The organism is Anoxybacillus tengchongensis (assembly GCF_014201585.1).
Classification (GTDB): domain Bacteria; phylum Bacillota; class Bacilli; order Bacillales; family Anoxybacillaceae; genus Anoxybacillus; species Anoxybacillus tengchongensis.
This window is the reverse complement of the sequence record NZ_JACHES010000006.1, coordinates 1-12115: the sequence shown is the minus strand read 5'-3', so window position 1 is coordinate 12115 and position 12115 is coordinate 1. Positions and strand designations below refer to the sequence as shown.

Sequence of the window (12115 nt, the reverse complement as noted above, 5' to 3'; positions counted from 1 at the left end):
GCTTATCCTGCGCAACAAGATAATTTTCCGACATCTTGGTCAAACGTTAACGCTGCGAGTTTTAATCCTTCTGCCATCGTTACATACGGAGCAAGCGTTTCACGAAGGTCGTCGATAGTTAAGCCGAATTTGACTGCGAGTGTCGCTGTATAAATGACTTCCCCTGCATGTTCTGCCACCACGTGAGCGCCTAATAATTTCCCTGTTTTTGCATCCGCGACTAATTTAAAAACACCGGTCGTTTCGTGATTCACAATTGCTCGTGGGACAGCTTCTAACGGTAAAACAGACGTTTTTACTTCGTATCCGCTTTCTTTTGCTTGCTGTTCCGTTAGCCCTACCGTGGCGACCGCTGGAGAACTAAACGTAACAGCTGGGATGGTGTCAAGCTGAATTTTTTTCTTTTGTCCGCCAATCGCGTTTGTTGCGGCGATCATTCCTTCGTATGCGGCGACATAAACAAATTGTGGACCAAGCGTGACATCCCCTGCCGCGTAAATATGCGAATTTGTCGTTTGTAAATAATCATTGACAATAATTTCACCACGTGAACCGGTTTTCACTCCAGCTGCTTCCAAACGCAACGCCTTAGCATTCGGTGTTCTCCCAGTAGCAATGAGCAACTCATCCGCTTCGACTACTTGTTTTTTTCCATCGATTTCGATATATATTTTTTTCACATTTCCGTCTTGTTCAATGCGTTCAAAGGACACTCCTGTGAGAAGGCGGATGCCTTGATTCGTGAGCGCTTCTGTCATTGCTTCGGAGATTTCTCGATCGTACGTTTTTAATAGCCGTTGGCTTCGTTGCATCAACGTAACGTCAGAACCAAAACGATGAAACAGTTGCCCAAGTTCGATACCAATATAACCAGAACCGATGACCGCTAGTCGTTTCGGTACTTCTTTTCGTTCGAGTAGCGTCGTGCTTGTCACGTAATCCACATCCGCAAGTCCAGGGATATTCGGGATGGCCGAAGAAGCACCTGTGGCAATAAGGAAGCGGCCCGCTGATAATTTTTTCCCATTGACTTCTACTGTGTTTTCGTCGACAAATGCCGCTTCCCCTTGAATAAGCGTAAATCCGTATTCGTCGATGAGATTTACATATTTCGTTTGGCGTAAGTATTGGACTAATTCATTTTTTTGCTCGATTAATGCGGCTAAATTCACATCTCCTGCAGACGTATGCAGCCCAGCGAACGGAGGATTTTTCGCAAGGAAGTTAATTTCCCCTGCCCGGAGCAGCGTTTTCGAAGGTACACAACCGATATTTACGCATGTCCCTCCTACCGTTCCTCGTTCGATCATCGCTACTTTTGCGCCATATTTTCTTGCCTCGATCGCCGAGGCAAAAGCGGCCGCGCCGGAGCCGATGATGATGTAGTCATATGTTTCCTCTGCTTTTTCCACTGCTTCTATTGGTTCGTAACCAGCTGCCGCTATGGCTTGTTTTGCCGCTTCTATATGAGTAGGAGAAAGTTTACATACCGCTTCCCCGCGGCGAAAACTAACATGAATGTGTTTTGCGCCCATTTGTTCAAGAATAGAAGCAATGTGTTTTGCACAGCTTGGACACGTCATCCCTTTGATATGCATCGTATACGTTTTCATGGTACTCATTCCTCCTCAATCAATGACTCAATAATCGGGCACTCATATAATGCTTTTTCGTCCGGGCATCGATGTTGTAAGTCTTGTAGCACTCGTTCCATTCGCTGCAAGTCTTTGATTTGCCTTTGCAATTGGTTTCGTTTTTTCGATACAAACTCATACATATTTGCACATCTTTCTTTATCTTGATCGACAACGCCAAGCAGTTGATGAATTTCTGTTAACGAAAATCCGAGCTGTTGCAGACGTTTAATGAATTGGATGCGGTTCACTTCTTTTTCTGAATATAAGCGATATCCTGCTTCTGTGCGAGCAGGTGGCAAAAGCAACTTCCTGCGCTCATAATAGCGGATCGTTTCTTTATTCACTCCACATTGTTTTGCTAGCTCGCTAATTCGATACATATGAATCCCCTCCTACTCAAGTATAAACCTTGGACTATAGTACGTAGTCAAGAGAGTAAACTATTGACAACAGATGAAAAGTTCGAGATAATCAGACATAAGAACATACATTCGTTCGTCATAAAGGAGTGGGCTTATGGATCAAAAAATTGTGACATGTCTTATGTTTTCAGGGCAGGCAGAAGAAGCGATTCGTTTTTATACGTCCGTTTTTTCTCCAGCGGAAATCGAACAAATTGTGCCTCAAGAAAACGGAATAATGTTTCACGCAACGTTTCGATTAAAAGGGCAACGGTTAATGGCGATTGATAATCACATTGACCATCATGAGTTTACGCCTGCGATGTCGCTATGTGTCACGTGTGATACGGAAGAAGAAATTGACCGTGTTTTTGAACGGCTCTCTCAATCAGGAAAAGTGCTCGTGCCCCTAGGTTCCTATCCATTTAGCAAGAAATTCGCCTGGGTGGAAGACCAATATGGAGTATCATGGCAACTTTCGCTTGGCTAGACGAAAAAAGCTGTTGGGCTTGTTCCAACAGCTTTTTTATCTCATCCGTTTCTGCATCCACACTTGTTTGACGGTTGTTTGAAAGCCGATTTCTTTTAAAAGTGAGTAGGTGGGCGACGAATAAGTAATCGGTATGTTTGCTACTACTTTCACGATCTCGTCTGGACAATTACTAAACACTTTTGTAAGCAAAAGCCGAAGGATATGTTCTTTGTCGTTTCTTTCGGGGGAAGCTTCGCACTGAAATAAAATCGTTTTTTCATGCTTGCCTTTCTGATCAAAAACGCGGCGATAATATGCGTAACCGATGTCGCATCCCCGTTCGTCTTTTACAAGAAGTGCTTCGCCATTTTTGGCGCTTTGCCATTGCGTTTGCCACGGATGTAGCCCTTTATAAAACGAAAGATGGCTTACTTGTTGTGGAATAGTGACCTCCACTTGAAATGGTTCGGCGTCTAGTAAATGTGGCATCGCTTTTTGAAACTGCAAATATTCGAGTTCATCCACGATGTCGTATCCTAACTTTTTATATAACGAAATGGCTCGCTCGTTTTCGCTAATCGCTTCCAATGTCGCAAGCTCGACGCCTGCCTGTTGGTATATGTTAAGTGTTGCTTCCATGAGCGCTTTTCCAACCCCTGTTTTTCGAAATGCAGGCGCTACTCCTGTGCCTCCGTTCCAAGCCATTAAAGTTTCTTGAAATTCACGAATGCCGTTTAGCACGATTCCAACGGGTTCCCCATGTTGAAAAGCAATAATAGATAACAAAGGAGAAAGCTCTTCCCCTACCAATCGATGCAAAAAGCTTTCTATCGTCAGTTGAATCGGAAAATAATACCCTTCAAATCCAGCGTTCCAAGCACGTACCGCTTCTTCTAACGTACATTCCGATAATCGTTTTATTTGTAGCATAGTCCCTCCATCATGCCGTAATATTTTCTTTCGACGGTGTTTTTTTGTTCCCCTCTTCCACCGTTAAAGAGGCTCTTATTGTTATTTATCATGAAACTGTTTTATGAAAAGTCGTTCCCACCACTTCCATGGCAGCCAGTTTTTCAATCGGAGCATCCATTTGACTCCTCTACCGACAGGATAACGTAAACGGGGAGTTGGAGATTGAACGACTTTTACAATTTGATCAATGACTTCGTCAGGAGGAGGTGCAGTTTTGGCGATCCGATTCACATGCTGCAAAATCGTTTTCATCTCTTTTGCGTACGGTGAATCTGAACGAACGGATCCCCCTTGTTGAAGCCCTTTGGACCAAATATTCGTTTTGTACGAACCTGGCTCGATTAAGACGACATACACCCCGTGTGGCAACATCTCTAGACGGAGTGACTCGCTAAATCCTTCAACAGCAAACTTAGAGGCAACATACGGTCCCAGCGACGGAAAACCAATCTGACCGCTAATACTACTAATGTTAATGATTTTGCCACTGTGCTGCGCTCGCATTACGGGTAATACCGCTTTGGTGACCGCAACTAATCCGAAAACGTTCGTCGCAAATTGCCGCTCCCACTCCTCAAGAGCGAGTTCTTCCACAAAACCACCAACAGCAAATCCTGCATTGTTAACTAATACGTCGATTCGTCCGTAGCGATTGATGACATCGCTCACGACCGATTCCGCTGCGGCGAAATCAGTAACATCAAGAGGCGCTACCTCAATCTGGTCCCAAACGCCTGCTTTATGTGCCGCTGCTTCAAGCATTTCCTTATTTTCTATGTTCCGCATTGAAGCGATTACTCGATACCCTTCTCTAGCAAGCGCGATGCTTACAAGCAGTCCAAATCCACTCGATGCACCTGTTACTAGCGCGACCGATGGAAAGTTTTTCACCTTATTTCCTCCCTTGCTGTTATTTAAACACACGATTTAGATTCCCCACCATTATGCGCTGATGGAGATCGTCTTTTTCTTGTCTTGTTGTTCCTTTCCCATGGCAACGAGCATAGCGCCGCTTAACACAATCAGTCCACCGATCATTTGCATAAAGGACATACGTTCCTGCAAAAAGACCATTGATAGAAGAAATGTTATTACTGGCTCCAGCATACTTAAAATTGCTGCTTTTGTTGGACCGATCATATTCATTCCAGAAAAAAACGCCAGAATCGCTAAAACGCTCGAAACGAACGATGTTCCGATAACCGAAATCCATCCTTTCGCGTCAAATTGAAAATGTAACGTTCCCACACTGATTCCCCATACAAAAAAAGAAAATGCGGCAAAGAGCGCGATGTAGGCGCTTGCTGTCATCGGTGGAACGTGTGCCGTCACTTTATTTCCAACAATAATGTAAATGGAGTAAATGACCGCTGCTCCAATAGCTAACGCGATGCCAAGCGGCTGAATCTTTCCTTCGGGAGCCCCTAACACAAGCAACATACCCGAAAAAGAGATTGCCATCGCTACCATGGTTCGCTTCGTCAGCTTTTCTTGGTTGATGAAAAACGAAAAAATGGCGACAAATATCGGGTTTAAATACAACAATAAAGCAGCGAGTGATGACGGAATGTACTTTACCGCATGAAAATAAAACGAAGATTGCATCATATAGAAAATGCCACCAAGTAAAAATAGATAAAATAGCTGGGACCACGATACTTTCGCGTTTTTCTTTGTGAACCATACATACATAAAAAAGAACAGAGCAGCCAAGGCAAAACGTAAAAACAACAATGTCGTGACATTGACGCCACTATTGTATGCATGCAATGCAAAGATTGGAATGAACGCAAATCCGGTTGCTGATAACAATACGAGCCCGTAGCCTTTCCACATGTTTCTTGCACCTCAAATATGATTATTCTTTACAACAGTCATATGTTCGCTCCTTTTTTGATGAGAGAAAACACCATTTTTTCTTGTTTGCTGTAAATATTAAGTAAAATGCCACTAAAGACAAACACCGCCCCAATAATATGAATAGATGTCAGATGTTCATTAAAAAATATCGTTCCCATCACGGTAGCAGAAATAGGCATGACATTAATGAAAACGGAGGCAGTTGAGGCACCTACTTTTTGGATGCCATTATACCACCAAACGAAGCTCATTGCCGAAACAACAATAGCAACGTATAAAACGCTCAACCAAACATCCCATCCGCTAGCTTCGATGGATGCAAAGGAAGTGTAATATAGCGCAAACGGTGCTAAAAATAGTGTTCCAAAACCTGTTGCATATGTTGTCGCTGCAAGAGGACTAAACTTTTTCATCGCAATTTTTCCAATGACAGAGTATGTACTCCAACTAAAACATGCTCCTGCGAGCACAAGATCAATTGGGGCAACACCGATCTCAATAAGAACAGACGGATGACCATTTGTAATGATGTATACCGCTCCAAATAAAGCTAGCAACATGCCAAATATACTTCTGGTGTTCAATTTTTCCTTCAAAAATAGCGCAGATAACAATGTAATTAATGGTGCATTGACGGCAATAACTAATGAGCTTTTGACGATCGGTGCATATTTCGTTGCGATAAAAAAGAAAATGTTATATAAAAAGACTCCCGTTAGTCCGAGAAGTGCTAACGTCATCCAGTCTTTTTTGGTTGGCGTTGACCTATTTGGTTCTTTCCAATATAGTAATGGAAACAAAATCAAACTCGCGCCGAAAAAGCGGAAAAAAGCAACCGAAACAGGATGTAAAGTCGTCGTCGCGATTTTTCCGGCAACGAAGGCACCTCCCCAGATGGTAGCGGTTAAAAACAAAAATATATATGTTTTTATTTTAGTTAACATGAAGCAGCCCCCCTCTTTTATCCTTGTATTTCTGTTATAATCAATTTTACAAGTCATTGGTCATAGGTGTTATTGATAATAATTGATATTGTTTATCGATATTTTTGATGAGGAGTGGAGTGGGAAAAGTATGAATCTTCATTATTTGCATACATTTCGTGAAGTAGCGAAATGGAATAGTTTTACGAAAGCTGGTGAAATGTTGGGGTACGCCCAATCGAGTGTGACAACACAAATCAAAAAGTTAGAAGAGGAATTTGGGGTTGTTTTGTTTGAACGTTGGGGTGGGAAAATTAAACTAACATCTGCCGGATTGGAACTGCTTGAATATGCAAATAAGATTGTTAGTTTGATTGATGAAGCAAAGCAAAGTCTTTCCGAACAAACAGACTTCGCTGGGAGCTTATCGATCGGCACGATCGAGTCGGTCGCCGGGTTTTATCTCCCCCCTTATTTACAAGCATTTAAGCAAAAGTATCCGAGAGTAAATTTGCTGTTGCAACAAAATATTTGTAATCGACTTGTCAAAGGAGTGAAGGAAGGGAAATATGATTTAGCTATTATTCTAGATGAGGAACAAGAAGATCCAGATTTAAATGTTACTGTGATTAAACAAGAGCCGCTAGTTCTTGTTGCTAAGCCCGACCATCGTTTAGCCCAATTAGATAAAGTGGATATACGTATGTTAGGTGATGAAAAGCTTATTGTGACTGAACAAGGATGTAGTTATCGAGAAGTCATTGGAAATTTGTATCGTAATCATAGTATTCGTTTTGAATACACGATTGAATTAGGCAGTATTGAGGCAATTAAACGCTGTGTCGCTTATGGACTTGGTATCGCTTTTTTGCCGCTCATGGCGGTAGAGTCCGAAATAGCCAAAGGGAGTTTAGTCCGTATTTTTCTGCCAGAGGCGGATATGCATCTCTCCCTTCAACTTATATATCATCGTAAAAAATGGTTGTCACAATCAATGAAACAATTGGCAAGTCTTTTAGTTGAAAAGATTTAAGAAAAGACAAACGAGGAGACATTTCTTCTTCGTTTGTCTTTTCAAGTTTACATAATAAGATTATGTTATTCAATCGAAAGGGAACAATGTTTTACTCTCCTGTCTCCGCAAATCGTTTAATTCGCTCCCCGATTTCATTGCGAACGCGTTGGAAAACAGCCCATTTTTCTTCTTCCGTTCCTTCTGCTTTCGCTGGATCGTCAAACCCCCAATGTACGCGTTTCACGTGCGGTGGCGTAACTGGGCAATGATCAGCCGCATGTCCACATAATGTAACGACTAAATCAGCTTTGTTTAAAATTTCTGGATCGATGATATCAGATGTTTGGCTCGAAATATCGATCCCTACCTCTTTCATCGCTTTCACGGCGTTTGGATTTAAACCGTGAGCTTCAATGCCAGCGCTATATACTTCCCATTCGTCTCCAAGATATTTTTTAGCCCATCCTTCGGCCATTTGGCTACGGCAAGAGTTTCCTGTGCATAAGAAATAAATTACCTTTTTCATCGCAATCGACTCCTTTTAATGAATAATAAGTAACCATCCATATAACCCAACGAGAGTAATAAATAATGTAGGGATAGTTAAAATAAAGCCGTTTTTAAAATAAGTACCCCACGTAATTTTTACTCCTTTTGTCGACAGTACGTGCAACCAAAGAAGAGTAGCAAGTGAACCAATCGGTGTAATTTTTGGTCCTAAGTCGGATCCGATCACATTGGCATAAATAAGCGCTTCGCGAATGATTCCTGTCGTATTTGTATCAGCGATAGCTAGCGCATCAATCATAACCGTTGGCATGTTGTTCATTATAGAAGATAAAATAGCTGCGATAAAGCCCATGGCAATTGTCGCAACAAACAATCCTTCATTTGCTGCCATTTCAATTAAGTCAGCCAAAATGGTTGTCAATCCTACATTACGCAATCCATACACGACAACATACATTCCGATGGAGAAAAACACAACAGCCCAAGGTGCTCCTTTTAATATTTGTTTGACATGTACAGCGGGACTACGTCTCCCCATCCATAAAAACAATAATGTCACAGCACCAGCAATAAACGATACAGGGATGTTTACAAATTCACCGACAAAATAACCGATGAATAAAGCAGTAAGAACGATCCATGACAATTGAAACATGCGCACATCTTTAATCGCTTCGTATGGTTGTTTAACATGTGATGAGTGATAACGTTTCGGAATATCTTTTCGAAAGTATAAATACAGCACCCCGATGCTCGCTGCGAGTGAGAAAAAGTTTGGAACGATCATTCGGGATGCATATTCACCAAAACTAATACGGAAAAAGTCCGCAGATACAATATTGACAAGATTGCTGACGACGAGCGGCAACGACGTCGTATCAGCGATAAATCCGCTTGCTAAAATAAATGGCAGTACGTTTCGCTCATCAAATTGTAATGCGCGCACCATAGCTAATACGATTGGCGTTAAAATAAGCGCTGCTCCATCGTTAGCGAAAAAGGCAGATACGAGCGCTCCGAGGATTGAAACAAATATAAACATGCGCACTCCATGACCTTTGGCAACACGTGCCATATGTAACGCTGCCCATTCGAAAAAGCCAATTTCATCCAAAATTAAAGAAATAATAATAATTGCGATAAAAGCAAGTGTCGCGTTCCAGACGATGCTCGTTACATCGATGACATCTTGAACATCAACAACCCCAACGAGCAATGCTAATACTGCACCACCACATGCAGACCAACCAATTGATAAATTGCGTGGTTGCCAAATGACAAATACAAGTGTCACGAGAAAAATCAATAATGCGAGAATCACAGAAAGCAAAAAACCACTCCTCTCGTTTATTCGCAAACCATGCGTATTCCTTTTTGCGCGAGTCGATCAATTTCTTCTCTCTGGTTCGGCACATGAGCTAAAATACTTTGAATAAGTGGGTAGCACACGTGTTGTTTGTTGAGTGAATAAAATACCCATTGTGCTTTTTTCGTTTCTTTCACTAAACCGTTGTCTTTTAATTTGCGTAAATGTTGGCTAATGGCTGGTTGGCTCATTTGTAATATGTCGACAAGTTCACATACACAACAATCAGTTTCATTTAATATAGCCGTAATTGTTAATCTTGTTTTATCTCCTAATAGTTTTAAAATCGTTGCAGTTTCTTCGATGTGATACATATACCTCCCTCCCTTATCCATTTATCATTATATAATTATATACTTATATAAGACAAGTAAAGATTTTGTAAAGATGAAAAGAGTCGATCTATTGATCAACTCTTTTCACACAAAACTAGTCGTCATCTACCGTCCATGTGATATTCGTTTTTGTTTGTTGTTTCATTTTTCATTCTCCTTTCATCACATATTTTTCCGAATTACAAAATGCAAATTAAAACAATTGATACATTGAACATTTACGATCCATCATCTCTTCTTCAACTTGACGAATGAGCTGTTCTCGCTCTATTTCTTCAGCTGTCCATATTCGTCGTTGAATGGAAATCGTTAAAAAAAATAAATGAAATTTCATGATTTGTTCACCCCCTTTCAATAAAAAATCCGCAAGGCAGAATCCCTTTGCGGATAGAACACAAAAAACCGCAGGGAATAGATCCTTCCCTGCGGTATGCGATCATTTGTAAAGAAGTTCACATCGGAAGGGCGGACCAATCTTGCTTTGTTTAATTGGGTAATATACTACTGTCATTGTTGTCATGGTCCTTCCCTCCTTACAAAATCAATTTATATAGTAAATTATATACACAAAAAGATAAGTTTGTAAATACTTAATAAAAAATTTTCCAAACAAACCACAAAGATATGTATATGAAAGAAAACAAAAGGTATGCTGGGATAAATGTATTATTTTTTTCTTTTATAAGCATGTGTGATATATTTTTGCTTGTACTATGTATGACATTTGAATACGATCCAAAAGGTCATGTAGAGAAAGGAGCGTTTTATGGAACGCACAGAGGTATATGTTTTATCTGGTTTTCTTGGAAGTGGAAAAACAACATTATTAAAGCGGCTGTTACAATATGAAAAAGAACATGGACGGAAAGTTGCTGTTGTTATGAATGAAATCGGCCAAGTGTCGATTGATTCACATGTTGTTTCAGAAGATACTATGTTAAGCGAGTTATTAAGCGGATGTGTATGTTGTACAATTCAAGATCAATTTGAAGTAGAGCTTTATTCGCTTCTTCAGCAACATCGATTAGATGTGATTTATATTGAAACAACAGGGGTAGCGCATCCGGTTGAAGTACTTGATGCGTGCATGTCACCATTATTTGCTGATCGCATTCAAACGAAAGGCATCATCACGACTGTTGATGCAATCCGCTGGATAAATCGTGACCAACTTTCCATTCCGCTACAAATGCTATTAAAAGAACAAATTCGTCATGCAGATGTCTTAATTGTAAATAAAACCGATGAATTACGTCCCGATGAACAAGCAAAATTGTCTTTTGAATTACAAGCAATCAACAGCGAAGCACGTACCATTTTCACAACGTTTTCTAACGTTCGCATGGATGATATACACTCATTTTCCCGTCGTATGCAAAACGAGCATAAGCAGGTGAGTATTGAACGATTACGCATTCAAACGTATGTCCACACATTTACAAAACCAATTGATTTAGACATGTTCGAACAATGGGTACGACAGCTACCCGATACAATTTATCGCATGAAAGGATTTTTACGCTTTACTCATACAAGCGGAATTTACTCGTTTCAGTATGCGTATGGTACGCCGTTGTATATGAAAGAAGAGATGAACGTACCGTTACATTTTGTTATTATCGGAGAACAACTCGATAAACAAAAATTAAAACATGAACTCGATAACATACAAAAAGGAGAAGGATAAAAATCCCTCTCCTTATTACTTTCGCCCAAAATCTGCTTTAATTTCTCCCCATTGCTCCGTTTCCCATTTCATAATTTCATTCGTATAACGGTGCGTACGCAACCATGCTTCTGCGCGTTCAATAAGTTGCCAAACACGTTCTGTTTCAGCGATGCGGTCGAGCGTTGTATTCGCTTTTTTTCCTTTTACCCATTTTATAGCTGTAACAGAATCAGAATAAATCGGCCAGTTTTTGTTTTGTTGTTGTAGCCATGCTAACCCGTGTACAATGGCTAAAAACTCACCGATGTTGTTTGTTCCAATCATCGGTCCGACATGAAACAATTGTTCTCCTGTTTTCGTATGTACACCTCGATATTCCATCCATCCTGGATTTCCACTACATGCCGCATCCACACAGATGCTTTCTTCCACATAATTCGTTGAGTATGTTTTATTTTTTTTCGTACAGTTTGCCATCGGACCAGAGGAAAATGCTTGTTCCGCTTCTTCTTTAGATGAAAATGAGCGATATTTTGCTCCTGGAATACCAATTACATATTGTTTACACTCGTCCCAAGAAGAAAAAATACCTGTTTTCGCCCCTTGCCAAACAACATAATATTTTTTCAATATGTCACATCCTCGCAAATCGGAATAAAAAAACAAAGTTGAAGATAACAAAGAAGGAATGAAAGAGGAGATATGGCGGAGGAGGGGGGATTCGAACCCCCGCGGGCTTTGACACCCCTATCGGTTTTCGAGACCGACCCCTTCAGCCAGACTTGGGTACTCCTCCGTATGGTGGGGTGCCAAAGAAATTATAGCGAAAACATGATTTTTCGTCAATTATCTTTTTTGTTTTGTTTGAGTCAAGACTTTGTGGGAGATTTTTTTCTCGACCGATTTTATTGGTTATATATGGTTTTATGGACTTGTTTCATGTAAGCGCTTTTAT

At 40.7% G+C, this 12115-nt stretch carries 14 protein-coding genes and 1 tRNA gene; 3 read left to right on the top strand and 12 right to left on the bottom strand.

Annotated elements, in window-relative coordinates; all coding sequences use genetic code 11:
- Nucleotides 1-2: 2 nt before the first annotated feature.
- Nucleotides 3-1613, bottom strand: a complete 1611-nt coding sequence (gene merA, locus HNQ82_RS07835; protein ID WP_183248625.1) for a mercury(II) reductase — start codon at nucleotides 1611-1613, stop codon at nucleotides 3-5.
- 5 nt (nucleotides 1614-1618) lie between these two features.
- Complete coding sequence (merR, locus tag HNQ82_RS07830) at nucleotides 1619-2017, bottom strand: mercury resistance transcriptional regulator MerR (protein ID WP_183248623.1); 399 nt, start codon at nucleotides 2015-2017, stop codon at nucleotides 1619-1621.
- 136 nt (nucleotides 2018-2153) lie between these two features.
- Between merR and HNQ82_RS07825 the strand changes: the two genes are divergently transcribed.
- Nucleotides 2154-2528 carry a VOC family protein gene (locus HNQ82_RS07825; protein WP_183248620.1) on the top strand — a complete coding sequence of 125 codons (375 nt, stop codon included), beginning with the start codon at nucleotides 2154-2156 and terminating at the stop codon, nucleotides 2526-2528.
- Nucleotides 2529-2564: 36 nt separating this feature from the next.
- Here HNQ82_RS07825 and HNQ82_RS07820 read toward each other — a convergent pair whose 3' ends face one another.
- From HNQ82_RS07820 to HNQ82_RS07805, 4 genes are all read right to left on the bottom strand, one after another.
- Complete coding sequence (locus tag HNQ82_RS07820) at nucleotides 2565-3440, bottom strand: GNAT family N-acetyltransferase (RefSeq protein ID WP_183248618.1); 876 nt, start codon at nucleotides 3438-3440, stop codon at nucleotides 2565-2567.
- 81 nt (nucleotides 3441-3521) lie between these two features.
- A complete protein-coding gene (locus tag HNQ82_RS07815; RefSeq protein ID WP_183248616.1) occupies nucleotides 3522-4373 on the bottom strand; it encodes an SDR family oxidoreductase in 852 nt (283 codons plus the stop codon).
- A gap of 51 nt (nucleotides 4374-4424) precedes the next feature.
- Nucleotides 4425-5318, bottom strand: a complete 894-nt coding sequence (locus tag HNQ82_RS07810; protein WP_183248614.1) for a DMT family transporter — start codon at nucleotides 5316-5318, stop codon at nucleotides 4425-4427.
- Nucleotides 5319-5356: 38 nt separating this feature from the next.
- Entirely contained in the window at nucleotides 5357-6286 is a 930-nt protein-coding gene (locus HNQ82_RS07805; protein ID WP_183248612.1) for a DMT family transporter, read from the bottom strand.
- A gap of 130 nt (nucleotides 6287-6416) precedes the next feature.
- Between HNQ82_RS07805 and HNQ82_RS07800 the strand changes: the two genes are divergently transcribed.
- Entirely contained in the window at nucleotides 6417-7298 is an 882-nt protein-coding gene (locus HNQ82_RS07800) for a LysR family transcriptional regulator (RefSeq protein ID WP_183248609.1), read from the top strand.
- A gap of 91 nt (nucleotides 7299-7389) precedes the next feature.
- On the opposite strand, the gene arsC is transcribed toward HNQ82_RS07800, so the two are convergent.
- From arsC to HNQ82_RS07780, 4 genes are all read right to left on the bottom strand, one after another.
- Nucleotides 7390-7806, bottom strand: coding sequence for an arsenate reductase (thioredoxin) (gene arsC, locus HNQ82_RS07795; protein ID WP_183248607.1), 417 nt, complete (start codon nucleotides 7804-7806; stop codon nucleotides 7390-7392).
- Between the two features lie 15 nt (nucleotides 7807-7821).
- Complete coding sequence (locus tag HNQ82_RS07790) at nucleotides 7822-9120, bottom strand: arsenic transporter (RefSeq protein WP_221261087.1); 1299 nt, start codon at nucleotides 9118-9120, stop codon at nucleotides 7822-7824.
- A 17-nt stretch (nucleotides 9121-9137) separates the two neighbouring features.
- Entirely contained in the window at nucleotides 9138-9470 is a 333-nt protein-coding gene (locus HNQ82_RS07785; protein WP_183248604.1) for an ArsR/SmtB family transcription factor, read from the bottom strand.
- A gap of 214 nt (nucleotides 9471-9684) precedes the next feature.
- Complete coding sequence (locus tag HNQ82_RS07780) at nucleotides 9685-9825, bottom strand: YrzI family small protein (protein WP_183248602.1); 141 nt, start codon at nucleotides 9823-9825, stop codon at nucleotides 9685-9687.
- 432 nt (nucleotides 9826-10257) lie between these two features.
- On the opposite strand from HNQ82_RS07780, the gene HNQ82_RS07775 reads away from it, so the two are divergent.
- Complete coding sequence (locus tag HNQ82_RS07775; RefSeq protein WP_183248600.1) at nucleotides 10258-11178, top strand: CobW family GTP-binding protein; 921 nt, start codon at nucleotides 10258-10260, stop codon at nucleotides 11176-11178.
- Between the two features lie 15 nt (nucleotides 11179-11193).
- On the opposite strand, the gene HNQ82_RS07770 is transcribed toward HNQ82_RS07775, so the two are convergent.
- Nucleotides 11194-11790 (bottom strand): ribonuclease H1 domain-containing protein, encoded by a 597-nt coding sequence (locus HNQ82_RS07770; RefSeq protein ID WP_183248599.1) that lies wholly within the window; start codon nucleotides 11788-11790, stop codon nucleotides 11194-11196.
- 73 nt (nucleotides 11791-11863) lie between these two features.
- A tRNA-Ser gene (locus HNQ82_RS07765) sits at nucleotides 11864-11956 on the bottom strand.
- Nucleotides 11957-12115: the final 159 nt, after the last annotated feature.